This window comes from Veillonella sp. AS16, from assembly GCF_000517785.1.
GTDB lineage: Bacteria > Bacillota > Negativicutes > Veillonellales > Veillonellaceae > Veillonella > Veillonella denticariosi.
In genome coordinates, this window is record NZ_AZYX01000019.1 from 73,489 (window position 1) to 100,114 (window position 26,626).

The 26,626-nt window shown below is 46.4% G+C and carries 19 protein-coding genes and 1 other RNA gene; 2 read left to right on the forward strand and 18 right to left on the reverse strand.

Translation table 11 applies throughout. The features are described from left to right. Nucleotides 1-195 precede the first annotated feature (195 nt). The 13 genes from HMPREF1521_RS06435 to HMPREF1521_RS06490 form a co-directional block, all read right to left on the reverse strand. Nucleotides 196-1,323: a cation diffusion facilitator family transporter gene (locus tag HMPREF1521_RS06435; RefSeq protein ID WP_038117274.1), complete on the reverse strand. Its 1,128-nt coding sequence runs from the start codon at nucleotides 1,321-1,323 to the stop codon at nucleotides 196-198. 206 nt (nucleotides 1,324-1,529) lie between these two features. Next, a complete protein-coding gene (locus HMPREF1521_RS06440) occupies nucleotides 1,530-2,600 on the reverse strand; it encodes an RluA family pseudouridine synthase (protein ID WP_038117276.1) in 1,071 nt (356 codons plus the stop codon). Continuing rightward, nucleotides 2,600-5,188: a 3'-5' exonuclease gene (locus HMPREF1521_RS06445; RefSeq protein ID WP_038117277.1), complete on the reverse strand. Its 2,589-nt coding sequence runs from the start codon at nucleotides 5,186-5,188 to the stop codon at nucleotides 2,600-2,602. Before HMPREF1521_RS06445 ends, HMPREF1521_RS06440 begins: the two co-directional genes overlap by 1 nt. A 15-nt stretch (nucleotides 5,189-5,203) precedes the next feature. Beyond that, the gene (locus HMPREF1521_RS06450; RefSeq protein WP_038117279.1) at nucleotides 5,204-5,455 is read right to left on the reverse strand and encodes a hypothetical protein; all 252 of its coding nucleotides are present in this window, start codon (nucleotides 5,453-5,455) and stop codon (nucleotides 5,204-5,206) included. 1 nt (nucleotide 5,456) lies between these two features. After that, nucleotides 5,457-6,053 carry a recombination mediator RecR gene (recR, locus tag HMPREF1521_RS06455; RefSeq protein WP_038117281.1) on the reverse strand — a complete coding sequence of 199 codons (597 nt, stop codon included), beginning with the start codon at nucleotides 6,051-6,053 and terminating at the stop codon, nucleotides 5,457-5,459. Further along, nucleotides 6,054-6,383 carry a YbaB/EbfC family nucleoid-associated protein gene (locus tag HMPREF1521_RS06460; RefSeq protein WP_038117282.1) on the reverse strand — a complete coding sequence of 110 codons (330 nt, stop codon included), beginning with the start codon at nucleotides 6,381-6,383 and terminating at the stop codon, nucleotides 6,054-6,056. Between the two features lie 101 nt (nucleotides 6,384-6,484). Then, nucleotides 6,485-9,184 carry a DNA polymerase III subunit gamma/tau gene (dnaX, locus tag HMPREF1521_RS06465; protein WP_038117283.1) on the reverse strand — a complete coding sequence of 900 codons (2,700 nt, stop codon included), beginning with the start codon at nucleotides 9,182-9,184 and terminating at the stop codon, nucleotides 6,485-6,487. A gap of 257 nt (nucleotides 9,185-9,441) precedes the next feature. After that, an RNA gene (ffs, locus tag HMPREF1521_RS08895) (signal recognition particle sRNA small type) lies at nucleotides 9,442-9,541 on the reverse strand. Nucleotides 9,542-10,000: 459 nt separating this feature from the next. Beyond that, the gene (gene gltB, locus HMPREF1521_RS06470) at nucleotides 10,001-14,584 is read right to left on the reverse strand and encodes a glutamate synthase large subunit (protein WP_038117286.1); all 4,584 of its coding nucleotides are present in this window, start codon (nucleotides 14,582-14,584) and stop codon (nucleotides 10,001-10,003) included. 185 nt (nucleotides 14,585-14,769) lie between these two features. Next, entirely contained in the window at nucleotides 14,770-15,663 is an 894-nt protein-coding gene (locus HMPREF1521_RS06475) for an RluA family pseudouridine synthase (protein WP_051435768.1), read from the reverse strand. A gap of 85 nt (nucleotides 15,664-15,748) precedes the next feature. Next, nucleotides 15,749-16,942 (reverse strand): enhanced intracellular survival protein Eis, encoded by a 1,194-nt coding sequence (gene eis / locus HMPREF1521_RS06480; RefSeq protein WP_038117289.1) that lies wholly within the window; start codon nucleotides 16,940-16,942, stop codon nucleotides 15,749-15,751. A 2-nt stretch (nucleotides 16,943-16,944) separates the two neighbouring features. Further along, nucleotides 16,945-17,910, reverse strand: coding sequence for a DUF2156 domain-containing protein (locus HMPREF1521_RS06485; RefSeq protein WP_369759705.1), 966 nt, complete (start codon nucleotides 17,908-17,910; stop codon nucleotides 16,945-16,947). 25 nt (nucleotides 17,911-17,935) lie between these two features. Then, the gene (locus HMPREF1521_RS06490) at nucleotides 17,936-19,048 is read right to left on the reverse strand and encodes an efflux RND transporter periplasmic adaptor subunit (RefSeq protein ID WP_038117291.1); all 1,113 of its coding nucleotides are present in this window, start codon (nucleotides 19,046-19,048) and stop codon (nucleotides 17,936-17,938) included. Nucleotides 19,049-19,274: 226 nt separating this feature from the next. On the opposite strand from HMPREF1521_RS06490, the gene HMPREF1521_RS06495 reads away from it, so the two are divergent. Next, nucleotides 19,275-20,126, forward strand: coding sequence for an aldo/keto reductase (locus HMPREF1521_RS06495; RefSeq protein ID WP_038117299.1), 852 nt, complete (start codon nucleotides 19,275-19,277; stop codon nucleotides 20,124-20,126). Nucleotides 20,127-20,284: 158 nt separating this feature from the next. On the opposite strand, the gene HMPREF1521_RS06500 is transcribed toward HMPREF1521_RS06495, so the two are convergent. From HMPREF1521_RS06500 to HMPREF1521_RS06510, 3 genes are all read right to left on the reverse strand, one after another. Continuing rightward, on the reverse strand, nucleotides 20,285-20,623 hold the full coding sequence (locus HMPREF1521_RS06500; protein ID WP_038117300.1) for a branched-chain amino acid transporter permease: 339 nt from the start codon (nucleotides 20,621-20,623) through the stop codon (nucleotides 20,285-20,287). Continuing rightward, nucleotides 20,616-21,281 (reverse strand): AzlC family ABC transporter permease, encoded by a 666-nt coding sequence (locus HMPREF1521_RS06505; RefSeq protein WP_038117639.1) that lies wholly within the window; start codon nucleotides 21,279-21,281, stop codon nucleotides 20,616-20,618. The genes HMPREF1521_RS06500 and HMPREF1521_RS06505 overlap by 8 nt, the downstream gene beginning before the upstream one ends. 114 nt (nucleotides 21,282-21,395) lie before the next feature. Then, nucleotides 21,396-22,562, reverse strand: coding sequence for an iron-containing alcohol dehydrogenase (locus HMPREF1521_RS06510; RefSeq protein ID WP_038117301.1), 1,167 nt, complete (start codon nucleotides 22,560-22,562; stop codon nucleotides 21,396-21,398). 279 nt (nucleotides 22,563-22,841) lie between these two features. Here HMPREF1521_RS06510 and HMPREF1521_RS06515 point away from each other — a divergent pair, with 279 nt between their 5' ends. Continuing rightward, complete coding sequence (locus tag HMPREF1521_RS06515) at nucleotides 22,842-23,654, forward strand: MetQ/NlpA family ABC transporter substrate-binding protein (RefSeq protein ID WP_038117303.1); 813 nt, start codon at nucleotides 22,842-22,844, stop codon at nucleotides 23,652-23,654. A gap of 165 nt (nucleotides 23,655-23,819) precedes the next feature. Here the strand turns inward: HMPREF1521_RS06515 and HMPREF1521_RS06520 are convergent, their stop codons facing one another. Together HMPREF1521_RS06520 and HMPREF1521_RS06525 are read right to left on the reverse strand one after the other, a co-directional pair. Further along, nucleotides 23,820-24,635 carry a nitroreductase family protein gene (locus HMPREF1521_RS06520; RefSeq protein WP_038117304.1) on the reverse strand — a complete coding sequence of 272 codons (816 nt, stop codon included), beginning with the start codon at nucleotides 24,633-24,635 and terminating at the stop codon, nucleotides 23,820-23,822. A gap of 413 nt (nucleotides 24,636-25,048) precedes the next feature. Next, the gene (locus HMPREF1521_RS06525) at nucleotides 25,049-26,605 is read right to left on the reverse strand and encodes a nitrite/sulfite reductase (protein ID WP_038117305.1); all 1,557 of its coding nucleotides are present in this window, start codon (nucleotides 26,603-26,605) and stop codon (nucleotides 25,049-25,051) included. Nucleotides 26,606-26,626: the final 21 nt, after the last annotated feature.

Below are 26,626 nucleotides of genomic sequence, written 5' to 3' on the forward strand. Positions count from 1 at the left end.
TACATAATACGGAACTAAATTATATTTTACAAAATATATTATATTCATTTTATATTCATAAATCAACCCCTAATCTAAGAAAACATGTATAATCGCTTTATGCCCATACAATATCCATATATGATTAAATTCCGACCAGTCGAAAAGAGACCGTACAGAATACCTTCGTAGTATTCCATACGGTCTATAAATATTTTAATTACTGAAATCCGCATCCACAACGGCGAATTGCGTATAGTCAGGGTATCTCTTATGTAATTCTTCTTTAATTTTCTCTAATGTACCATGAGGATCTTCTTCATCAAAGTTGAAGATAACGTCATAATAAATAACTTTCTTTTCCTGCTGTACGTAAAAAGCGTGAACCTGCACAACATTCGTATAGAGACTCAATACCTTATCCAGTTCTTTTTTAATTTCCAGAACCTCTACACTCGGTTCATTTTCAGCATACACACCGACGGTCATGGCGATGCCGAATTTATTATATAAATGAACTGCAATCCCTTTTGTTAAAGGATGAATTTCACCTACCGTCAAATTCTCCGGCAAAGAAATATGTACAGACCCGATTGTTTCCCCCGGGCCGTAACTGTTGAGCACCAAATCGTATACGCCGCCCACTTGAGGATGTTGCGCAATGGTTTCCTTAATTTCACGAATCAGCTCATCATCGGCACGAACACCGAGAAGATGGTTATACATGTCCCGCAAAATATCAAAGGCCGCTTTCAAAATGAAAAGAGAGATAATCGCCCCCACGTATCCCTGAATATCGATATTTAAGAAAAATACGAGACCGGCGGACACCAAGGTTGCAAAGGTAATCACCGCATCAAAAAGGGCATCCACGCCGGATGCTATGAGCGCACCGGACTGATATTTCTTACCTTGCCCCTTGATGTAATACCCCATTACAACCTTCACAACGATTGCGGCGGCGATAATCGCCAAGCCGGGAATATCGAAGGTCGACACCGCAGGATGAATTATTTTTTCTATCGATTCCTTAAGCGATCCGATACCGGCACCGAGGATGATAAACGCGATGGCCATCGTCGTCATATATTCAATGCGACCATGACCGAACGGATGCTCCTTATCCGCTTCCTTCGAAGCCAATTTCGTACCGATAATCGTCAATACCGACGAAAGGACATCCGTCAAATTATTAACCGCATCAAGTATAATCGCAATAGAGTTCGATGCGAGTCCGACTATCATCTTAAAAATAACGAGAATAACATTGCCTATAATCCCTTTGATGCTGGCCAGCGTAATCCCCCGATTACGTGCCGCACCGGCATTTTCCTGTAAAATCATAACTATACTCCTTACATTTTATATAATCCCAAATGAAATCTAACAATATAGATGTATTTCTATATACATTATATCTTATCGATTATCATTTGTCACTCATTTTTAGTAAGAATATTTTAAAAATCACTTGATTTTACTGAATTATCAATAATTCTCATTTATCAATTAGATGATTGATGAATATATTTTGAGACTATACTTACAAACTAAGCGGTCACGGTAATTCGTTCTCCGGTCCGCATATGTGTAAATACAATTTTCTCGGCACGCAACTTGAAAGCAGTTCCTGTCGACGTTGCACCGTACAGCGTATCCCCTGCAAGAGGGTGTCCTATATGACTGAAAGCCACGCGAATCTGATGTGTTTTTCCCGTATATAAGCGCACAGATACCTCCGTATATGCATCCGGCAAACAGTTATCCACCACATTATCCACAATTGAACCTGTTTTATCCACATTTCGGTGTGCTATATCCACATTTTCATCTACTCTATCCACAGGTTCTTGACGGTTATTCACAGAGTTATCCACAAATTGTGACGCACATCTGTGCAGAACGATAAAATCGGTGCGCGTATTCTTTCCGTTCGGACTGACTTCATAATGAATGCCGTCAGAGGATTTATCCATAGGAAATTCAAGAGAGCCGGAATCATCGGCTATAATACCTTCCACAGTGGCAACATACCATTTTTCAAATACATCACTATCCATCTGCTGTTGATATAAGCTTTGCGCCAGACCGCTCTTAGCGATGACGATACATCCCGTCGTATCCCGGTCAAGGCGATTTAAAAAACGTACTTTTCGTTTGATACCGTGCGCTTTGAAATAATGAGCTATCCCATTCGCAAGTGATACCTGCCCCTTTGAATTCACCGTCATCCCTGCAGGCTTGTCCACAACGAGCAAATCATCGTCTTCATACAAGATCACTAAGTCCATAGAAACCGGCTCGTAATCGATTTTCTCCTTCGCCATGGCAATCCGGATTTCATCACCTGCAGCGACCTCATCCCGGGGCGTAGCTTTATGTCCGTTGATGTGAATGAGCTTTTCTTCAAAAAGTTTCACGATGGACTTACGCGGGTATTTCGTATCCAGCAGACGACCTAGAGTAACAGTATCTATAACATCTGTCTTATTATTACCAACAATACCGGCATCATTTACAGCATGATGTAAATTGTCTCTGTCACCATAGGACGATGCCTGTATATCCGCTGTACTGACAGCCCATAATATATCATCGGGACGATGAGTTTTTCGCGCCATTAACTGCTCCTTTCCACGAGATCCGCATCTGTCGGCATATAATTCAGCAATATGCTCGGTTGAACGCCACGACCCCGCTCATTTTCATGTTTATAAGTGATGACCAGTTCCCGTTTCGGTCGCGTAATCGCTACATAGAACAGGCGTTTCTCCTCATCTTCACGACCTTCGTCAACAGCAAAAGGACTCGGGAATACACCTTGATTCATCCCCGCCAGGAATACGTAATCAAACTCGCTGCCCTTTGCCTGATGAACCGTGATAATCGGAATCCGCTCATCATTTCTCACCTGTTGAGCCGGCTCACCGGCCGTAAGGGCCGCCATCTGCAGAATCTGATTCAATCGCGCCAATCCGGGCGGTCCGTCATAATCGGCGTCCAGCTTTTCCATGATGCGGTATAAATCTCGAATATGCTCCACCTTGGCCGCTTCTCCATGAGATTTATAATATTCAAGAACGTCCATATGATTCATGATATACGCCAAGAGTTGTGTGGGGATCTCCGTCAACGCCTTGCGGCGCAATGTCGCCATTTGCGAGGCGATATTGGTGAAAGCCGCCTTATACTTATTGATTGCCACCATGCGTCCCGTCGTGGTAGGCATGATGTTTTCTTTCACCGCATAGATTAAAAGCTGAGCCGTCGCCAGAATATCATCCATCGCATTATGTGTCGGCTCATGATGAATAGGAAAATGAGATGCCAGAAACCCCAGCTTATGGTTCGAAAGATTCGGATAGAAGCGCCGGAATATATCCAATGTATCATACACGGCCTTGAACTCGGGCTGACCTAAATTATGGCGGGCCAGTTCATTCGTAAAAATGCTGATATCGTAATTCACATTATGTCCCACGATAACGGCATTTCTGGAAAACTCCTTAAATGCGCCAAGAACGGTTACAGGATCTTCGCCATTCTCCGCCAAATACACATCGGAAAAGCCGTGAACCTCTTCGGACTGCCCTACCGGCCGTCCCGGATTGATAAAGCGCTCAAAGGTCTCTAATACATGCCCCTCCTCGTCAATGCGAATCGCCGCGATCTGTATGATACGGTCCTGCGTCGTATCCGTACCGGTACTTTCAACATCGAACACGATTACTTCTCGGCGCTCTAAACCTTGTACGAGCTTGGCATACGGTTCATCTTCGAAAATAGGCATATCCATAAAATCCGTTAACTTTAAGCCTACCTGCCTTGTTTCAGGGCTTTCGATAGCGGCGATACGATTATCGCCGATGCCCGCCACATATCGCTTGATAATGCGCTTGGCGCTGACCGAATCATTAGGATTCATGAGAAGCTTGAAATAGGCCATCACATCTTTAATTTCCTGTCTGCGGAAGAATTTATACTCGTCGATAATCATAAATTGACGTCGTTCCGCTTCCGGCTTCTCCGCATTGAGCCTTTCAAAGGACGAACTGAGGCGTTGCGCCGTCTTATTATCCCGCACGAGGACACCGATATTCGCATCCTTCGGCAACGCGCAGATGGACTCGTAAATATATCGCCCCTCCTGATACTGATTTTTACAACCCTTGATGAGCACAGGTTTACCCGTGCTTTCACTATTGGCACGCGGCAGCTCATTATAGACAGAGCCCACTAAATCGGGGAACATGGCCTGTAATGTCCTGAAGGCCATCGTAAAGAGCGTCCGATTCGACCGATAATTCTCGTAGAATATGATTTTCAAAGGCTTAAAATCTTCATCGAACCGCTTTAACAGGCGGAACGGGTCTGAACCGCGCCATTCGTAAATAGTCTGAAAGTAATCGCCGCATAACAGCACGTGACTGCCTTGCCACAGCATTTCAAGAACCTTATACTCCAAAAGTCCCGTATCCTGCATTTCATCAACCGAAATATAGCTATAACGACTGCGCCATCGCTCGCGCACCACAGGATCCTGAAAGAGGCGATGTACGCCGCAGATAAGGTCCGTAAAATCCACACCGTGAACGGCACGTAAACTTTCATCATAAGCACTCAACCATTGATGACCTTCGGCCCAGAATAGCGACAACTCATCGTAGAGAACCTTATTAAAGCTGCTGAACTGCGCCTCTACGGCCTTATAATTCTCCGTGCGGAGGCGATAAATCGTATTCTTGTAATCCGCCGCCGTATCATCCGTATAAAATCCGTACAGCGAGCGGTATTCTTTCACCATAGCGATTACATTGGCGAAATTAATATCCCGCAGCTGTTTCGGCTTGTACGGCCCGTATAATTCCTTGCAGTCCTCTTCATCAAATATGGTCACATCCGTATATAAGGACTCGTTTCGCTTTCCTTCCTGCTGCAACACGAAAAAGCAAAAGCTGTGGAATGTACTAATTTCCACAGCCTTTGCGGGGCTGCCTACAAGGGATCGGATGCGGTCCTTCATCTCATTGGCCGCCTTATTTGTAAAGGTCATGCACAAGATGTTATCCGCCTCTGCAAAGCCACCTTCAATAAGATGCGCCACCCGATAGGCAAGTGTATTCGTTTTTCCCGTCCCCGCGGACGCCAACAGGAGGATATTCCGTTCTACCTCATCAATAACGCGTTGTTGCTCACGATTGATAATCATAGAATCCTCCCCATTTTATAATAAGCCGTACCATAAAGCGGCAATAACCATCGGTATAGGTCCTAAAATAGCCGTCAACACCCATACGCCCCAACCGATATCCATCGGGATGTGTAGGACATTAACGCATACCCAATAGGTAGCAAAGCCTGCTATCACGTTGAAAGCAACGCTCTTAATCGTAAAGAATGCCACTTTAAAAAGAATATAGGCCACAACGATTGAAATTACCACAGATATAATCGGCGATGCTAATAGCACTTCCATATTATCCTTTCATTTCCTGACGGTTTACAACGGCACCGCCAAGAGTTAACTCATCGGCATACTCAATATCGCCGCCCACAGGAACACCGCGTGCGATACGCGTTACCTTGATACCGCTCGGCGCCAAGAGACGCGCCAGATAGAGAGCTGTCGCTTCCCCTTCCACATCGGGATCCGTAGCGAGAATCACTTCTTGCACCACGCCATCCCGCAAGCGGGCAATAAGTTCTTTCACGCGAATATCGTCGGCACCGATGCCCTCCATAGGGGACAAGGCGCCTTCCAGCACGTGATAAAGGCCCTTGTAATCACCGCTGCGCTCGATGGCGATGACGTCACGAGATGTTTCCACCACCATAATCGTCGTCCGGTCCCGATTCGGATTGCTGCAGAACTCGCACGGATCCTGTGCAGATAAATTAAAGCATATAGAACAGTGTCGCGTAGCGCCCTTCGCTTCGACGATGGTTTCCACAAGACGATCCACCTCCTCCTGAGGCATCTCCACCAAGTGATAAGCCAATCGTCTCGCCGACTTCGAGCCGATGCCCGGCAAACGGCGCAACTGTTCTACAAGCCGTTCCAACGCATTTGTCATTTAAAATAAACCTGTAGGCAAGTTAAGACCGCCCGTCACTTTGCCCATTTCCTGCGCCAAGAGATCATCAACCTTTTTACCGGCTTCATTTACGGCGGCCATCACCAAATCCTCAAGCATTTCCACATCCTCCGGATCTACGGCGGACGGATTCAATTTCAAGGATTCGATGATCTTTTCACCATTCATGACAACCGTAACGGCACCACCGCCTACAGTCGCTTCTACAGTGCGGGTCTTTAGCTCTTCCTGCATCTTCTTCATATCGTCCTGCATCTTTTGGACTTTCTTCATCATGCCCGCCATATTGCCCATACCTTTACCAAACATTATGTTCCTCCTTCCGGACTTCATCGTCCTCATTACAATCGGATTCGCTCGTCGGAATACCGTGAAAGCATTCCTATCCAGTCGAACCGGTCCTATCTATACTATTCTTCAATGACCTCGACGATGATGTCGTGATCTTCTGATAACTTACCTAATGTTTCCGCCAATAAGGGATTCCTTTTTTCCTCATCGGTCATATGCTCCGGGTCCCACGGATATTCCCGCGCCACCTCTACACTGTCAATAGGCTCCACCTCTACGGTCTTTTGTGAAAGCTGAATGTTTTCACCGTTCGCCGATAGCATTTTATCCCCGGCGAAACCAGACGCCCCGTTACCGTTTGCGGCTTCCGTTACACGGCTGCCGCGCTCAGGCTTTAGGACAGTTTCCACCTCGATATGTGCACCGCTGTCCATAGGCCGTTCCAGCACTTCACCGTCATCACTGATAACGGTGACACCGGCCAAGTCATGAGGCGGCACATCATCTAAGGACGGTATATACTCCTCATCCAGAGATTCAATGGGGATACCATCAAAGGAACTGACAGGTATATCGTCCTCAGAACTTTCCGGTCTCTGAGAATGTCCATCAGTGTTAACACCGTTGGAATTATCAACCTTTTCAGCTTTATCCGAACCATCGGATTGAGGTTTTTCATCAAACCCCGTTACATCTACATGCCGTGACGAAACCGGCTCTGTCGCCGATGATAAATCAGCGGCTTCCTGCAGTACTGCCTTCGGCTGTTGTTGCACACTGCTTGCACTTTGCTGCTGTTGTGCGCTATCGGCACTTTGCTGCTGTTGTGCGCTATCGGCACTTTGCTGTTGTTGTGCGCTGTCGGCACTTTGCTGTCGTTGTGCACTGCCAGCCCTTTGCTCTCCTCGTGTGCTGCCGGCACTTTGCTCTCCTTGTGCGCTGCCGGCCCTTTTATAATCTTTATAGGCCTGTGTGAGTGCATCTACAACCTCGACGCGAACGGCATATCCCAGCATATACGCAAATGCATCGGCCACCTCGGCAAGATTGTTTTCATTGCTCAATACATTGAGATGCAATTTATTTTTAAAGGCCATAACCGCTTTCGTCGAATCCACATAGACCAGCTGACCTTGCCCCAACACGGTTGAAGTCATATTGCGATTGCTGTCCTTTAAATACTTGATAACATTGGCCTGTACATTCCGATACTCCTTAGCGGACAGGATATTATCGCCAATAACCGCCTCCGTACTGATACCGGAACTATTTTTCCGTCCCGTCTGACTCTTACTTGCCGCTATCGGGCTCCCCGTCGGAGGCACCATTCCAGGAGGCGGAGTCATGCCCACCGCTCCATGAGGTGGAGGAGTCATCCCCACTATACTGCAAGGTGGCAATGCAGCCCCCGGTCTACCATTCAAAGGTGGCGGAACAGCACCGACTCGGCCTTGTGGAGGTGGCGTCCGCCCTACATCAGGTATAGTCACCGGATCCATAGCGGATGCGGACATACCATTATCACTATGATAAGCCTCTACAGGTTCTTGCAAAAATTCTTTACCCATAGGGTTTTGAGACGCTACAGAATCGAAAGTTCCATATGTCGGCATAACGGGGACCGCAGGCCCTCTCTGCTCCAACCGGGCCATTCTGTTAAGTAAGTCTTCACGCTCGGTTCGTTCCGCCGATTCAAGAGCATACACGCGCTCCTCTAAGCTTTCATCGACACCGCCTAACTGCGCACAAAGAGCAAGAAGCCCCATCTCAATGATGGTTCGCGGATTATCCACCTGTTTTGCGTCATTCATGATGGACTGAGCGCTGCGGATATATCGATTGAGCCGATTAAAATCTATGGACTCGGCCTGTGCCGAAAATTCACCCTTGAACGCATCATATACCTTTAATTCATCCGCATCAGGAGCCACCTTGCCCACGAGCAGGGCCCGCACATGCTGAATTAAAGCCTCCATAATCTGCGTTGCATCACGACCTTCCGAAATCGCGTCCTGAATATAGGACAACAACTTAGGCCCGTCACCATTCTGCAGGGCATCGAGGAAGCGAATAATCCATTCCTTGCTGACGAGACCGATGAGCTCCTCTACAACTTTCGGTGTAATGTCACCGGTCGCCATACCTGCACATTGATCCAGGATGCTCAACGCATCACGCAAACCGCCGTCCGCATGCACCGCAATAAGCTGTGCCGCCGCCGGTTCAAGGCCGAAGCCTTCTTTATCCGCCACATAGGATAAGCGCTGTGCGATATCATCGGACGTAATTCGTCTGAATGTATACCGTTGACAACGGGATACGATAGTAACCGGCAATTTTTCAATTTCCGTAGTGGCAAAGATAAACATCACATGTGCCGGAGGTTCCTCAATGGTTTTTAACAACGCATTCCATGCCTCCGTCGTGAGCATATGGGCTTCGTCGATAATGAATACCTTTTTGCGCCCCTCAACAGGCATAAATTTGACGCTTTCACGAAGAGCACGGACCTCATCGATACCACGATTCGATGCGGCATCGATTTCAAGGACATCCATGGACTGACCGCTCAAAATTGACTTGCAGACACTGCATTCATTACAGGGGTGATCCGTCGGACCATGTTCGCAGTTAATAGCACGCGCAAAAATCTTCGCCATACTCGTCTTACCTGTCCCACGCGGACCGGCAAACAGATACGCATGGGCCACCTTATCCTCGCGGATAGCGCGCATCAACGTATCCGACACCTGATTTTGTCCCACTACATCGGTAAACGTCTGCGGACGGTACTTGCGGTATAATGCGATATACGCCATGAGAACACCTCCTTTCGTATAATGTGAAAAAACATAAAAATAACATACAAAAAACATCAAAATAATATAAAAAACAATACTTTATTATACCATATAAATATAAAAGGCGGGCCGTTTTCAAACGACTCGCCTGAGTTAGATGTCATAAGTCTATCAATGATTTATTCATTGATTTCCAATATGCCAATATGATTGATTCTATATAGCGACATATAAAAAAGCGACCTTTCGGTCGCCCCTGCAATATTCGATCACGACAGCCCCCGGGGGCCCCGTGGCACATGAAAGTTACCGCTTAGTGCTGCTACCTCTCAGTCCTGACACGATTCACAGGCCTCCATTGCACGGGCCCGAGAACTGCCATGATCCAATATTGCAATATAAATATTATACATTACGCAATACAGGAAGTCCAGTAAGACACATTAACCTCTATCCACTTTTCATAAACCTTTATATATCGCTTTTTGAGAAAAATCAATTCAGCTATACTATATTTGAGAGTCATCAACGTGAGTTAGGTTCATCACCGAAAGGTGGTGATACTATGAACAATTATGAAATTTCTATGATTTTAATTTCTCTATTGTCATTAGTAGTATCCATCATTACTCTTTCTAAATAGAGTAATGAAAACGCCTAACGTAAAAGCATTCGCAGTGCTTACACGTTAGGCGAAATCATGTTTTCTGAATTCAGATGAGCCTAACGCCACCACACGTTATGGCTCTCTTTATATTTATATAGTAACACATACTCAATATAATCGCAAAATTACAATAGTTAAATAAGTAATATCAAATTACCCATTTTTAACTACTTCGCATATTTCTCTTTAAATGCCTGTAATTGTGCTTCTTCAAGGGACAATCCTTGGCTCAAGAATCGTTCAATCGCCGCATGCATTTCTTCGTATGCTACAGGTACGACCTTCGTAAAACGACCGGTATAGGTATTCCAGTTTTCCAGAATGTGACGGCCTTTTGTGGAGCCCGTATGCAACACATGTTGTTCCACCAGTTCCTTGATGCGTTTTAGATCATCATTATTGGCAGAACGTAATTCTACAAGGCCGATATTGACATAGCGTTCATCGCAATCGAGGATATACGCATAGCCGCCGGACATACCGGCGCCGAAGTTACGGCCGATGTTACCGAGCACGAGGACTTCACCGCCGGTCATGTATTCACAACCGTGGTCACCAAGACCTTCTACAACGGCGGTGATACCGCTGTTACGTACGGCAAAGCGTTCACCGGCCACACCGTTGATATATGCGGTACCCGACGTGGCGCCATAGAAGGCCACATTACCGATAAGGATATTTTCATCCGCTTCAAAGATTGAATTTTTAGGCGGATAAACCGTAATCGTACCGCCGGACAAGCCCTTGCCGAGATAATCATTCGCATCCCCTTCAAGTTCAAGGGTCATGCCTTTCGGGATAAAAGCACCGAACGACTGCCCCGCAGAGCCTTCGAAATTCAATTTGATAGTGTTGTCCGGAAGTCCGCTTTCACCATATTTACGAGTCACCTCGGACCCCACCAACGTGCCTACGACGCGATTGATATTGGTGATGGCCAATTTTGCGCGAATCGGTTTCTGTTCCTCAATGGCAGGACGACACATACGCAAGAGCTTGGACATATCCAAGGTGCGTTTCAATTCATGATCCTGGTCAATCATATGCATATGTCCTACCGATGCATCAATGTACGGACGGAACAGGATGCGTTTTAAGTCAACGCGGGACAATTTAAAATTATCGCCTTGCGATTTCTGGCGTACGAGATCGATACGACCGACGAGTTCGCGTACGGAGCGAATCCCCAAGCGCGCCATGATTTCACGCAGTTCGCGCGCGATGAAAAGCATCAGATTCTCGACATACTCAGGTTTACCCGTAAAGCGGGCACGCAATTTTTCATCCTGTGTCGCTACGCCGTAAGGGCACGTGTTGAGATTACATACACGAGCCATTTTACATCCCACGGCTACGAGCGGCAATGTGCCGAATCCGAAAAGCTCCGCCCCGAGCATAGCCGCTACGGCCACATCGAAGCCGGTCATCAATTTAGAGTCCACCTCCAATTGAACACGATCGCGCAAACGGTTGAGCATCAGTGTCTGATGGGTTTCTGAAAGGCCCAACTCCCAAGGCACGCCGGCATGTTTCACGGACGTACGACCTGCCGCACCGGTGCCGCCGTCATAACCGGAGATCAGGATATTATCCGCTTTTGCCTTCGCCACACCGGCGGCAATAGTGCCGACACCGGCTTCGGATGTCAATTTAACGGAGATACGGGCATCTTTATTGATGCATTTCAAGTCATAAATCAGTTCAGCCAGATCTTCGATAGAGTAAATATCGTGATGCGGAGGCGGAGATACGAGTTCAACGCCCGGTGTGGAGTGACGAGCCTTCGCAATTTCAGGATATACCTTCTTGCCCGGCAACTGACCGCCCTCGCCCGGTTTCGCCCCCTGGGCGCATTTAATTTGCAATTCTTTTGCATGGATCAAATAATTCGCCGTTACCCCGAAACGTCCCGATGCGATCTGTTTTACTTCGGAGTTCATGCTGTCCCCGTTCGGCAACGGTTTAAATCGCGCCACATCTTCGCCGCCTTCACCGGAGTTCGACGTGGAACCGAGACGATTCATGGCAATCGCAATCGTCTCATGCGCTTCCTTACTGATGGCGCCGTAACTCATCGCACCCGCTTTAAAACGCTTAACGATGGATTCTTCGGACTCAACCTCTTCAATAGGAATACCGCCGCCTACAGGGTAATTCAATTCCATCAAAGACCGCAATGTAACGTGGTAATCGTTCCGAATCGCATTGGAATATTCCTTGTACTTCGCATAATCGTTGTTGATAAGGGATTCCTGCAGCAAATCGATAGTCTTAGGGTTGAACAAATGCTCTTCCCCGTCTTTCACAGGACCATACCAGCCGCCCGGTTCAAGTACTTTTTCTTCCGATTTGAAAGCACGGTTAAAACGCTCCAATGCTTCATGCGCTACCCCGCCGAGGCCGATACCGCCGATGCGGGTCGGCGTATTCACGAAGAATCTGTTGATAAAGTCCGAATTCAAGCCGAGGGCTTCAAAGATTTGCGCCCCGTGATAGGAACGAACCGTGGAAATCCCCATTTTGGACATAACCTTCATGATACCGCCTACGGCCGCTTTGATATAGTTCTTTTCAGCCTCTTCAGCCGTAATATTGCCGAGGCGTTTACGGGCCTGTAAATCACGAACCGTTTCAAGCGCCAAATACGGATTGACAGCCGTTACGCCGTAACCGATCAATGTACAGAAATGATGTACTTCACGAGGTTCACCGGATTCCAGGATAAGCCCCATCTCCGTACGCAACACCTTGCGGATCAAATGATTGTGAACGGCCGCTACCGCCAGCAAGGCGGGAATCGGTGCATGATTTTCATCAACGCCGCGGTCGGACAAAATCAATACATTCTGATCCGTACGCGCCGCTTCTTCCGCCTTTTCGCATAATTCCAGCAATGCATCACGGAGGCCTTCCGCACCTTTGGACGGGTCGAATAGAATCGACAAGGTCACGGATTTCATGCGACGACAATCAAGGGCCTTAATCGATGCCAGTTCCTGATTCGTAAGAATCGGCGTGCGCATCGATAACGCATAGGTACCTGCTTTATTAGGATCCGTTAAGTTACCTGAATTACCGAGCATTACGCGCGTAGATGTAACCATTTCCTCCCGGATGGAGTCAATCGGAGGGTTCGTTACCTGCGCGAACATCTGCTTGAAGTAGCTATACAACAATTGCGGCTTATCGGACAGAATCGCAAGCGGCGCATCGGCACCCATAGCGCCTACAGGGTCCTTGCCGTCTTTCGCCATAGGTGCGATCATGCGTACAAGGTCTTCCTGTGTATAACCGAAAGCCTGTTGCTCCTTAAATAAGTCATGTACGGTAGGAATCGCGCTTTCATCGGCCTGAGTAATTTCAGACAGATGAATAACATGTTCCTTTACCAATTCATGGTATGGAAGTTCAGTAGCAACGCGCTGTTTAATTTCTTCATCGGAAATAATGCGTTGTTCCTCCGTATCGATAAGGAGCATTTTCCCCGGTTCCAAACGCCCTTTTGCACGGATATTTTCGGCATTTTCATTTACGACGCCAACCTCGGACGCCATGATTACACGGTCATCGGTGGTCACATAGTATCGAGCAGGGCGCAAGCCGTTGCGGTCAAGAACACCGCCGATAACGGTACCGTCCGTAAAGCCTATCGCTGCAGGGCCGTCCCACGGCTCCATCATAAAGCTGTTGAACTCGTAGAAGTCGTGTTTTTCCTGGCTCATGAGATTGTTGCGTTCCCAAGGTTCAGGGATCATCATCATAATCGCATGAGGCAAGGAACGCCCCGTCATGTGAAGGAACTCCAATGTATTATCGAACATGGCCGAATCGGAACCGCTGTCATCTACAACGGGAAACACCTTTTTAATATCCGGGAACAACGGAGATTCCGCCTTGCCTTCGCGGGCATTGATCCAGTTTACATTGCCGCGAATCGTATTGATTTCGCCGTTATGCACGAGGAAGCGGTTAGGATGCGCCCGAGCCCAGCTTGGGAATGTATTCGTGCTGAAACGGGAGTGAACCATCGCCAACGCCGATGTGAAATCAAGATCGCTCAGATCGAGGTAGAAATCCCGTAGCTGCCCCGGCGTCAACATTCCTTTATATACGATTGTCTTGGACGACAGGGACGCAATATAGAAGTCGCTGGATAATTCCTTGCTCAACGGAATGATACGCTTTTCAGCCACCTTACGGATGACGTACAGTTTGCGTTCGAATTCTTTATCATTCATTACATCCAGGCCTTTGCCGATGAGGATTTGAATCATCCACGGACGGATGAGCGCCGCTTCCTGACCGACTGCGGAGGAATCTACAGGAACTTCACGCCAGCCGAGCACGATTTGCCCCTCTTCGCGTACAACCTCTTCAAAGATACGCTTTTGCTCGTTACGAAGGCTTTCATATTTATGAGCAAAAACCATACCGACGCCATAGGAGCCGGCCGGCGGCAAATTAATCCCCAGCACTTCGCATTCACGTTTGAAGAATTCATGGGGAATTTGCACCAGAATACCGGCACCGTCACCGGTATCTTTGTCCGCACCGGCGCCGCCGCGATGTTCGAGTCTCTCCAAAATCCGCAAGCCGTCATCGATAATATCATGAGATTTCTTACCTTTAATATTAACGACGAAGCCCATGCCGCACGCATCCTTTTCAAATCGGCTGCTGTACATGCCATTGGCCTCCATGTTCGCCTGCTCTAATCGCTGCTGTTCAATTGTGCTCTGTTTCATATCCATAACGTGCACCCCTTCGTATATCACTTGATTAATCCCAAGCACTGCGGTATCGTTCCGTTCGGTCTTGGTGAAAGTAAAACTACAAACCATTCTGTAAATTGAAATTCTATAGAATTTTTTGTCTATGCACAGTATACCACTGTCCATTGGGAAATGATAATATAAAAAAAACATGGTCTATGCATTCAACGCATAGACCATGACTTTTTATCAAGGTTGTTTTTTGTATACAAAGGCGCATCACTCAAAATCGTTACCGCCTCATTCTTACCATACGGCACAAACGTTAATTCCGATGCATGCAAGCATTGTCTCGTATAAGGTTTAGTACGGGTGCCATACATAGCGTCCCCCACGATGGGATGACCCAAATGTGCCATATGAACACGAATCTGATGGGTTCGCCCTGTGAGCAGTTTAAATCGCAACAAGGTATGATTTTCTTCATAACCCAATACGGTATATTCCGTTTGAGCAGGCTGTCCGAATTCATCGATAATACGGCGATTATCGAATACAGGATCTACACCTATCGGAGCATCTACAGTACCGGATGTATCAATATGTCCCTCCACAATACCCGTATATATCCGCTCAATACGTCCCGCTTTCAATTCATCAGCATAATACTGCTGAGCGGTCTTCGTCTTGCCGAACAAAATACATCCCGATGTATCGCGATCGAGGCGATGGACGGGCCGCACCTTATGAACTACACCTTTTTTAGCGTAGTATCCCGCCACATAATTGCTCAATGTAGAGGACTTTGTCTGTCCCGCCGGATGGACCAGCATGAATGGAGGCTTATCGACTACAAGAGTATGCTCATCCTCATAAAGTACAGTGAGAGGCCCGTTTCCTGCCTCTACACCGTAAGCCTTGTCCTGCGGCAGTTCAAGCGTAATGACATCACCTTTTTTCAACAAACGCTGCGAATGAGCCACACGACTGTTAACTTTCACCCGTTTCTTGCGAAACAGCATCTGAATATCGCGGGACGACAGAGAAAAGCGATCTTTTACATATTTAGATACGGTCAGTTCCGTCGGTTCCTTTACCGTATAGGTTTTCCAACTCATATAGACTCCATGTAGCAATTTAATTTACATCGTACAGAGAATAATGCACATAATATATCAGATATATTATGTGCATTACCGCATATTACCACCATTCGTTGATATATGTTTTTTGTATCGGATAGAGAATATCGAAATAATCGAGCCATTCCGCTCCGCCTTCCAATTTTCCTTCAAAGGCGAGATCGCGGGCGCTCAATGTGCCCATAAGTAATTGACTCAAAGCTCCCACCTCTATGGTGATATCACCCTTTTCATCGACTACTTTGCTGAGTTTTTTCACAGACGGAGTCAATGACGCTCCGAACTGAACCTCATACAGTCCTTTATTCCAAGGGCAGAGAGAATCTTTCACAGCAAAGGTGAGGGAAATGGGCATCATCACCGCATCAAGATTGACAGGGATTGCTTCAAGCGCCGTTTTCACATCTACGATACGGCTCATCATGTACGGCATCGTCGTATGGCCCGTTTTACCGTCCGGATAGAAGCGGTAATACGTATCATGCAGGCCTTCATTCCAGCGAATCGTCGTACCTTGAGAACGATGGTTATAGAAATAATTCAGCAATGCCCGTTGAGCACGACGCGTAGTGTATACAAATTCCGTTACGGGAATTTCAGGCTGACCCAAACGATACACCGCATACCCTTCAACGATGCCTTCATCGTTATGAACGACGGCCATATTGACACCTTCCGCAAAGAAGCTGCCCAACAGACGCGTCCATTCCTTTTCACCGCGCTCCGCATAGCCGCAAAGCCCCTTAGTATACGCTTTATATACGGGATCGAGCAAAGTCCATTGATCAACGCTGTTGAGCAATCCGAATTGCAATGATTTGTCCGTCAAAGGACGCAACTCTTCAAGCGGCATGGTCTGTACCCACTGATGGGCGTACAATTCCCAGCCGTACTGTTGATAGAAAGCCGCCTTCGACGGCATCAGAATGGTCATCGCCTGACCGCGTTTACGCAGTTCTTCAAGGGCTGCGGTCAGCAAAGCACCGCCTACGCCGCCCCTGCGAGCAGCGGGATGTGTCGCCACACCCACCATGTAACTCGTCGGCAATACGGCACCGCGAACATTGAGATTGTATTGTCGCAAGTGAACCGTGCTGAGCAATTGCCCCTGCTCAACACCGATAACCGTATTCTCCGGTTCATAGCAATTAGAAAAATAATATTGAAAAAAAGGATCTTCCTTCGGTTCAAAGCAGTACGCCCATAGGTTCTCTACATGGGGCGTATCCTGAGCCGTAGCAATTCTAAACTCCATAATTATTTACCGCCTGTCGCATTGTCCGCTTCATTCGCATATACCGCATCATACTTTTCCGCAAAGTGATCCGGATTATAAGACTCTTTGGCCTGACGTAAACCCGGCAAGCCCATATCCTCTTCACGATTAATAAATTCAGTATCGCTGAATTCATGACGAATGAACTCGTTATTGATCGCCTGATATAGACCGCGAATATCCGGATTCGCCTTTTCAATATGAATAAGCGCTATCTTTTCATTCAATAATTCACCGATGCTGAAAGCTTCAACACGTCCGAATAATTTGATGGCACCGCCTTTTAGGCCTAATACATCCCAATTGTCGAAAAGCAGATTGATAGCTGACAATTCGTCCTCGATGCCTTCTTCATGATGGGTTTCCACCCAGGATTCCGCTGTTTCACGGCATAACGGAATGATATCTTCCGTAATCGGCACATACTCATAATTAGAATATTGCATACGGAACTGATTCAAATGATTTTTCTTCTGTCGGAATTTCTTGCCCGATAAATTGATGAGGTCTTCCGTTTTATAAATATATTCGTAATTATCGCGGTCCGGTGTAAATTCATATCGCCCCGGACAGAGTTCCTCCATCCGTTCTTTCATAATCTTGCTGATACCCTTAAAACGGAATGGCAAATTGTTTTCTACAAACCACTCTTTAGCACGCAATAATCCGTCTAAAAATTTAGCGTCCTTGCCGGCGAACGGAGGCAACAGAAACGGTTCGCGCTTCCCGCCGCCCTGAATATACAACACGCCTTTTTCTTCAGCCCAACGAATCCCGTACGGATCCTGCCACATATATAATGTGGTAAAACAATTATCCGACGCTTCATAATGATGTTGCTCAAAGTATGAGTCAATCAGCGGCTTATCACTCAATTCAAAACGTTTAAATTCTAAAATAATAATCCCTCCCGTCAAATAGCGCCCGCGGCTTATGTAATAATTCAATTACATAATGACCACAGACTTCATGTTATATTTTTACGGATTCGCCCAACTCAAAGGTTCCGCCGGTTGTAATAACCCGGTCCCCCTCATTGAGCCCCGAAACGATAGCGACTGTATCATCTTCAGTGATACCGACCTCGACGACACGAACGTCAACGGTGTTATTTTCCGTCACCACATAGACATATTTACCGTCCTGATTCTCTCGAATTGCCGCAGCCGGCACTGTGAGCATTTTCGCTTTCACGTCGGATTCTATCACCAATGTATAGAATTCACCGGCTTTAATGAGGCCCTTATCATTGTTGAAAGTAGCTTTTACCAGCACGCTCGGTACCGATTCCGGCTGATTCGTATCTATATACGTGAGCTCGCCGGGTATTTCCTGGTCGCCCACCTTTAAAAATACCTTCATACCGTTTTTCGCGTCCGCACCGGACAATTTCATCGCCGCATCGCGCGGAATGCTGAGGGATGCCACCATCGGAGTCGTTTGCTGAATCATCATAAACGGACGGTCCGCGATTGCCATCTGACGATCTTCATTATAAATAGCCGTTACGGTTCCCTCCATCGGTGCCACAATCGTAGACGCCCCGATTTGAGCGGATACCTGTGCGATTTGCGCCTCTATAGCGGCCGTATTGGCACCTCCACCACCGCCGGACGAAGTAACAGTCGTCTGTGGTTGAGACCGCTCTACAATACGGTCATATTCCTTCTGTGTAATCACACCCGCTTCACGCATACGCTGTGCTTGCGCCAATTGTTCACTCCCGACGGATGGAGCCGTCGTCGTTGTTGTTACAGCCGGCGTATATGACTGAGCTTGTGCCAATTGTTCCTGAAGGGCCGCTAACGATTGTTGCAATGACGATGTATCCACGGTCGCCAAGGTCTGTCCCTGCTCGACGTGGTCGCCTACTTTCACAGCATATACGACCTGCCCCGTTAAGGTCGGCGTTACCGTCGCCTTGTTCAAGGCTGTTACATTCGCGTCATTATGTATCTGTAAAGGCATATCCTTATATGTCACGTCCGCAACGGATACATTTTTCGCACCGCAACCGGCAATGGCAAGCGCCATACATACAACACATAAAATAGCCAGTACAGAATATATACGATTTCGTTTCATTCTGTCACATCCTGTCTAATATTGATTTTTATCAATATCTTAGTATATCACAAATTCGATTAGAATTATATGAAAGTCCGGTCACTTTCCCTCCACAGCATCAGCTGAAATTAATTTGTTATAATACTTTTGTTATAATACTAATAGAATCTAAAATATCAATATCAAAGAATCAAAGACTATACCATTCACATACTCAATCATACTCAATATAGAGGAGGTTCCCATGGAAGAACGCATGGATTTTAGAATTTTAAATAACGGCAGCTTCATTCCATCTATCGGTTTCGGCACATACAAAACAGGAACGGCCGATGAAACGGAGCAAGCCGTGGCAAATGCACTCTCCGCAGGATATCGCCTGCTCGATACGGCGGCATACTACGACAACGAGGAGGCCGTCGGCAAAGCCATCAAATCATCCGATATTAAACGGACCGATATTATTATCTCCACCAAGATATGGCATTCCGATGCGGGCTACGATAATACGATGCGTGCCGTTGAAAGTTCTCTGAAGAAACTGGATACCAACTATATCGACATCATGCTCATCCATCAACCGATCGGCGATTACTACGGATCATGGCGCGCCATGGAGGAATTGTACGATCAAAACGTCTTGCGCGGACTCGGCCTTTCCAATTTCTACGAAGACCGCCTCATCGATCTGCTCTATCACTGCAATATAAAGCCCGTAGTAAATCAGATTGAATGTCATCCGTTCAACCAACGCCAATCCCTCTTACAGGTCATGAGAAAACATCAAGTTGTCGGCATGGCGTGGTCTCCGTTCACAAGGGACAGACAGCCGATTTTTGACCATCCGATTATCAAAAGTCTCGCTGAAAAATATAATGTCACAAAACATCAGGTCATCCTCCGCTGGCACATCCAGCGCGGCATCATTCCACTACCGAAAGCAAGCACATTAAGCCATATAGAATCTAACTTCGATGTGTTCGATTTCAAGCTCACCAATATCGACATGGACGTAATGGAACTGTTGGATCAGCGGGCATTTTTAGAAAATCATCATACCGTAGAAGGGCTTGAGCGGATTTTAAAGCTTAAATAGATTTTTACTTATGATGACCTGCTTTCCTATCCGAGCACTATTACAAAACTAATAAACTCCCCCTTCCGTCAAGCCTATTAATAGAAAAAGAACCGACTGATATTCAAAATACTTCGACTCCAAGAAGCGCATAACTTTATCAATCGGTTCTTTTTACGTTATTTCGGCACATTAAATACGAGTTGTATAAGCACCATGTAAGTAATAGTGCCCGCCACAATGGAAAGGAACATATTACGCTTCCACAGGTGCAACACCACCGTAATCATAACAGCGATAAATTCCGGTATGCCGTATGGATAGGAAAGCACTTCGGTTTCTTTCACAGTATAGACCACAAGCATACCCATTACGGCAGACGGCAAGGCTCGTCCCAAAAACAGAACAAACGGTGGCGCCGTCTTGCCGGGCGGGAATATGAGAAAAGCGCCGAAGCGGGTCAATAAGGTACCCGCCACAACGATAGCGACGGTCATAACCATTTCCATATCAGTCAAGGCGCACACCTCCCCACTTATACGCCACATAGCAGACGATGAGCATCGCGGTCATCGATAATAGCATAAATGCCGATTTACCAAAGAGAATCAGCATTACGGCAGCTACCGCGGCACCACACAAGCCAAAGATTTTAATGGTCCTGTTTTTAGCGTTTAACAGCATTTCTAAAAAGACCACGATAAACAGTCCGGGCAGAACGAAATCGATACCGCGCAAATCAACGGCGGACAATAAATTTCCAAAAAGTCCACCGACAAAGGTGCTGAACACCCAAAAAACATAATTCAGCCAGGACACGTGAAAGTAAAACCACTTTTTATCCACATCGTCAGGTAATGTTGTGGTCGCATTGATAGCGAAACTTTCATCACACATCCAGGCCACCGTAGGGAACCATTTCCACCCCATATCTGTATAACGCTGTAACATCGACAGGCCGTAGAAAAAGTGACGACCATTTACAAACATGGTCAACAAAAACGCATTAAACGGATCAAAGCCGACCATGAGCATTCCGATGGTAACAAATTCCATCGAGCCTGCAAAAATAGTTGCCGCCATAACGGGCGGAACCCACCACGGAAAGCCTTGACTCGTCGCATACAGCCCGAATCCGAGCCCGATAAAGAAAAAGCTGATACCCATGGGAATCATAATGGGCAGCGCAAAGGAAAAAGGACTGCGTTTTTTCACAGTCACCCTATGATGTTCATCAGGCTGAGATATATTCATCGACTCGACTCCATTTTCTTAAAACACAAAATACTATTACAAAGCACGTTTCAAGATTTCCCGCGCCACATCCGGAGTAATGTCACCATGTTCGCCAAGGGCTACCATTCCATGCTCTTCCAGTTGTTTAACGATGCGTTCAATGGACGTTTCGTCCAAATCATAATCTTTCAAATGTGTAGACACGCCGAGCGATTCAAAGAACTCGCGGGTCTTCGCGATAGCCGCATCAGCCTTTTCATCCTTCGTCCCCTCGTCGATATGCCATACGCGCTCCGCATATTGAGCCAATTTATCGAGCTTGTCCGCCTTTTTCACCGTTAACAGTGCAGGCAACACGATTGCCAGTGTTATACCGTGGTCCAAATGATATGCGGCGGTCAATTCATGTCCGATGAGATGTGTCGCCCAATCTTGCGGCACACCGGCACCGATGAGGCTGTTCAGCGCCAAGGTCGATGCCCACACATGATTCGCTCGAACATCGTAATTATCCGGTTCTTCGACGGTTTGACGTCCGATTTCAATCATGGTTTGCAAAATACCTTCCGCAAATCGATCCTGAATGCGCCCGTCCACGGGATATGTCAAATATTGTTCCGTCGTGTGTACAAACGTATCAATAACACCGTTTTTCACCTGTTTCTCCGGTAATGTGAAAGTAAGTGTCGGATCGAGCATGGAGAATTTTGGAAACACCAACTCACTGAACACCGGAAATTTACCGTTTCCATAGGTGATAACGGCGCCATTATTCATTTCAGACCCCGTTGCAGGCAGCGTCATAACCGTTCCGAACGGAACCGCTTCAGGCACCATAGACATCGGTACTGCAGGAACCCCTGCTTTCAATACGTCCAGAACAGGTCCGTCATACTTTGCCCCTAACACGATGAGCTTCGTCGCATCCACGACGGATCCGCCCCCTACGGCGAGGACAAAATCGATATCATTGTCCTTGATAAAAGCAACCGCCCGTTCACACGTTTCAAGGGACGGATTCGGCTCAATGCCGCCGAACTGTTCCACCTTGCGATTACCAAGTGCCTTTATGATTCGATCAATAAGGCCGCTGCGCACTGCAGAACCGCCGCCGTAAGTAATTAAAACATTGGCATCCTTCGGCACCAATGTATCCAATTCACCCAATCTATCTTTACCAAAAACAATATGTGTAGGATTGTAGAAATCAAAATTAAACATAGGCCCTCCTAAACATCGTATAAAAATCGTTATATAAATAAGATTAAATATTATTGCTCCAAACGGCCAAAAATACCCAAAATATTTATAGGCATTACATTATATAGTATAATGCATAATGATCTATAACTTTCAGTATATCATAGTTCAATAAGACCACTATGCATTATGTCATAACTAAAATCTATAGCAAACAGGTATATTTTAGTCTATATACAAGAACCCATTTCAATGATAGGATATAAAAAAATAATCTATTACAGAAAGGGATATGTATATATGAAACTCAAAAATTTACTCGCGCCTGTCCTCATCGGCATTTTAGCATTCGCCATTGCGGGATGCGGCAGCAACGAACAATCAAATACGCCTAAAGAAATCAAAATCGGAGCTACAGCCGGGCCGCATGCGCAGGTAGCCGAGGCGGTGGCAAAGGAAGCAAAGAAACAGGGTATTGATCTCAAGGTAGTCGAATTCTCCGATTACGTAACACCGGATAAGGCACTTGCGGACGGAGACATTCAACTCAATGCATACCAGCATCAACCGTATCTGGAAAACTTCAATAAGCAAAACAATACCAACCTGGTTCCTATCGGTAAAACGGTGTCACTGCCAATGGGTCTATACAGTAATTCCGTGCACGGCGTAGCGGATGTACCGGAAGGTGCCATCGTAGCGATTCCAAATGATCCGACTAACAGCGGCCGCGGTCTTGCATTACTCGCTAAGGCGGGTCTCATTACATTGAAAGACGGCGTCGGCTTCAAAGCGACCGTAGCGGACATCACTTCAAATCCTAAGAAACTTCAAATTCAGGAACTTGAAGCGGCTCAATTGCCGCGCAGTCTCGACGATGTCACAATCGCCGCTATTCCGATGAACTACGTTCAAAGCGCAGGCCTCAATGTAGATAAACAGGGCTTCTTCTGGGAAGGGAAGGACGAACTGTTAACAATTATAGTTCTCGCCGTTCGCGAACAGGACAAGGATAATGAAACCTACAAGAAAATTGCGGATATCTATAAATCCGATGCAATTAAACAGTTCATCAAAGATACATTCAAAGGATCCATTACATCCGCCAACTAAGCATACTCCAAAACACTAACACTATATACGAAGAGGGCTGTACGCTCAATATGTTTTCATCATATCGAGCGTGCAGCCCTCTTATTATGAATTCCGAATTCATTCCGGATTATAGGCAAAATCAGTACCAAATATTTATTACCTATTACCTATTATCTATAATCTTTATTCTTCTGTATCGAATGTGACCTCTAACGGTTGTCGTTCAACAATATTGCGATATCGCACTTTAGGATATCCCATCAGAACAGCACCGGCAATGACCTTATCATCCGGTACACCTATCAATTCCAGCAACGGCTCATACTCCGCTTCACCGGCGTGTTCAAAGAACCCCGCCCAGCACGTCCCGAGACCGACAGTCGGCGCATATAATTCCGCATAAGATAAACAAGAATGCCCGCTATCATGAGTTCGGTGTACATCTTTTTTCGACCCTATGGCCACCACCAATGCCGGAGCATCCCGCAGGATATAATCCTTGCCCTTATCCACTTCGGCTTGGGCCGCTCTAGCGTACAGGCGCATAATCGGCACTGTTTTTGCCGCAAAATGCATCCACTCAAGAACAAGGTCCGAAATACGATGCAACGTCTGCTTGTCGCGGATTACAATATATGAAATGCCCTGTGTATTTGTTGCCGTTGGTGCCATACGCGCCACGTTTAAAACCTGACGAATCAGCTCCACAGGCACCGGTTTATTCTGATAATTTCGGATAGATCGACGACTGCGCAAAAACAGCTCCGCCTGTTGTGGCGTCAGCTTTTGCTCTTTTGTAATGTCAACTTGTTCATTTCTCGGTGTCATATCACTGTCTAAAGCAAGTGTAGGACATACGGAAACACAATGACCGCAAGAAATACAGCCCCCTTTACCCGTTACCGGCCCATTCTCGGTCATCACTAGCAGTCCTGTAGGACAGTCAGCTACGCAGAGGCCACATCGAGTACAGACTTCTGTATTTACTGTAAATAACATCTGATTAATCCTCCAAACACATACTATACCGCCTATTATATCACATACAATCAAATTATATCTACATTTTGATTTTTCCATAGCTATATAGCGGCCATATAACCGGCGTTATATCTGGACTTAAATTTCCCCATATCAATACAGCATCCGTACAGACGTTATCTCTAGATTTTGATTTTTCCATAGCCATATAACAACCATACAACCAGCGTTATCTCTATTTAACGCCATCAGCTAACTGTATCACAAATAAAAATACCCCTTATACTCGCCTGCGCCATGATTCATTAAATTCAGGTACGAGTATGAGGGTATATTTTATTTATATAGCTTATATATTTTTATCCGTATTTTTTGTCGTATATTCCAGATATATAGTCGTACATTTCGGTCATATAATAATCTATAAAATTCTATTCAAATGATTTAATAAGATTCATATACTCCGATTTATGCGTCAATCGCCAGGAACCGAAATCAGGTTCCGGCGCTTCATTCAGAATATTTGCCAACGCTTCCATAAATTCAGGGATTTTCGTAAATACGATGTTCCCGGCCATCTTGCCGAAGTTTTCAGAGCCCATATGTTCCGAGCCCCCGTCCACAAGGATAAACGCCGGTTGCGGTTTCTTGTCCACCAGTTTTACGGACCCGTGAAAGCCTATTTCTCCGATCTGATGTGTTCCGCAGGAGTGAGGACATCCTGAGATGTGCAGACGCGGCAACTTTTTCGTATCGATACCCTTTTCATCTAAATGGGTAAAGATAGCTTTCAAAAGGCCGTTGGAATCCTGCATACCGATTTGACACACCGTCGCCCCTACGCAGGACACGGATCTGCGGAAATCATTCACCGCACTATCATCCGTGAGAGAAGCAATTTTTCGAGCTTCGTCCGCGGTAAGATTGATGAAAAATATCGCTTCATCCGGTGCAATGCGAGCCTCTACCTGATCCAAGGTAACCGCATAATCCAATGCCGCCAGCAGATGTTCTACATCGGCATCGCCACCGACCGGATGATATTCCACATAATACAGCCCTTCTTGTTTTTGTCGATGAATACGATGATTCAGAACAGAATCGTCACGCTTGCCGGACTTCGTGATTTCATAAGCATATCGAGCCGGATCAACGGTCAGATTTTCTACTTCTTTCACCATGTTCAATGTTTCTTCATAGACCTTGATGAAAGCCTCCGCACCGCCCATATCAGCCGGCATATATCGCGTACGAGCCTTACCGCGATTCTTGAAGTTTCCGTGATTTGCAAAAACCATGAGCATAGCTTTCACATGATACAATACATCCTCAGGCGCCACATCACGGGCCACGGGAATACCGATGCGAGGATTGGGCCCGATGCCTCCGCAGGCATATACATCAAAGGTATTATGTTTATTTAAATTGAAACCCAGATCCTTAAATGTCGCATGAGGCGTGCTGTCAAACCCGTTATCGATGCCCATCTTGAATTTACGGGGAATCTTAATGAAAAACATCTGCTCCAAAATATATTCCCCGATAGCCGTTGCATACGGCGTAATATCAAATGTTTCGCGAGGATCAATACCCCTCAAAATGCTGGCTACCAAGTTAGACGGATTATCTCCGCCAGCACCACGATTGTAAATACCGTGTTCATAACATTCTTTAAAAAGGCTGAGAATCGTCTCCCCGTCAAGGCCATGCATTTGCAGACACTGGCCCGTCGTAAAATGCACATGCTTTAAATTATATTTACGAATAGCACCCGCCAGAAACTGCATCTGGTCCCGAGTTATACGGCCTCCGTTAAAGCGCCAGCGGCTCATGCCCGTCTCGGCACCGCGCTCCGCATAACTGCCGAATGCACCGGATTGTCCTTTATAATCAGCAATGGAGATTTCCTTTTTATAAAACTTGCGCGTCATATCCTCAAACTTAGGATAATCCGCAATCAGGCGCTCTTTCACTTCTTGTGTAATCATAATACTTACCCTCTTGGCTTA

What these genes read in the sequence shown, in the direction of transcription:
- HMPREF1521_RS06435 (WP_038117274.1), bottom strand. Translation starts at nt 1,323, where the DNA reads ATGATTTTACAGGAAAATGCCGGTGCGGCACGTAATCGGGGGATTACG.
- HMPREF1521_RS06440 (WP_038117276.1), bottom strand. Translation starts at nt 2,600, where the DNA reads ATGGCGCGAAAAACTCATCGTCCCGATGATATATTATGGGCTGTCAGT.
- HMPREF1521_RS06445 (WP_038117277.1), bottom strand. Translation starts at nt 5,188, where the DNA reads ATGATTATCAATCGTGAGCAACAACGCGTTATTGATGAGGTAGAACGG.
- HMPREF1521_RS06450 (WP_038117279.1), bottom strand. Translation starts at nt 5,455, where the DNA reads ATGGAAGTGCTATTAGCATCGCCGATTATATCTGTGGTAATTTCAATC.
- recR (WP_038117281.1), bottom strand. Translation starts at nt 6,053, where the DNA reads ATGACAAATGCGTTGGAACGGCTTGTAGAACAGTTGCGCCGTTTGCCG.
- HMPREF1521_RS06460 (WP_038117282.1), bottom strand. Translation starts at nt 6,383, where the DNA reads ATGTTTGGTAAAGGTATGGGCAATATGGCGGGCATGATGAAGAAAGTC.
- dnaX (WP_038117283.1), bottom strand. Translation starts at nt 9,184, where the DNA reads ATGGCGTATATCGCATTATACCGCAAGTACCGTCCGCAGACGTTTACC.
- gltB (WP_038117286.1), bottom strand. Translation starts at nt 14,584, where the DNA reads ATGGATATGAAACAGAGCACAATTGAACAGCAGCGATTAGAGCAGGCG.
- HMPREF1521_RS06475 (WP_051435768.1), bottom strand. Translation starts at nt 15,663, where the DNA reads ATGAGTTGGAAAACCTATACGGTAAAGGAACCGACGGAACTGACCGTA.
- eis (WP_038117289.1), bottom strand. Translation starts at nt 16,942, where the DNA reads ATGGAGTTTAGAATTGCTACGGCTCAGGATACGCCCCATGTAGAGAAC.
- HMPREF1521_RS06490 (WP_038117291.1), bottom strand. Translation starts at nt 19,048, where the DNA reads ATGAAACGAAATCGTATATATTCTGTACTGGCTATTTTATGTGTTGTA.
- HMPREF1521_RS06495 (WP_038117299.1), top strand. Translation starts at nt 19,275, where the DNA reads ATGGAAGAACGCATGGATTTTAGAATTTTAAATAACGGCAGCTTCATT.
- HMPREF1521_RS06505 (WP_038117639.1), bottom strand. Translation starts at nt 21,281, where the DNA reads ATGATTCCCATGGGTATCAGCTTTTTCTTTATCGGGCTCGGATTCGGG.
- HMPREF1521_RS06510 (WP_038117301.1), bottom strand. Translation starts at nt 22,562, where the DNA reads ATGTTTAATTTTGATTTCTACAATCCTACACATATTGTTTTTGGTAAA.
- HMPREF1521_RS06515 (WP_038117303.1), top strand. Translation starts at nt 22,842, where the DNA reads ATGAAACTCAAAAATTTACTCGCGCCTGTCCTCATCGGCATTTTAGCA.
- HMPREF1521_RS06520 (WP_038117304.1), bottom strand. Translation starts at nt 24,635, where the DNA reads ATGTTATTTACAGTAAATACAGAAGTCTGTACTCGATGTGGCCTCTGC.
- HMPREF1521_RS06525 (WP_038117305.1), bottom strand. Translation starts at nt 26,605, where the DNA reads ATGATTACACAAGAAGTGAAAGAGCGCCTGATTGCGGATTATCCTAAG.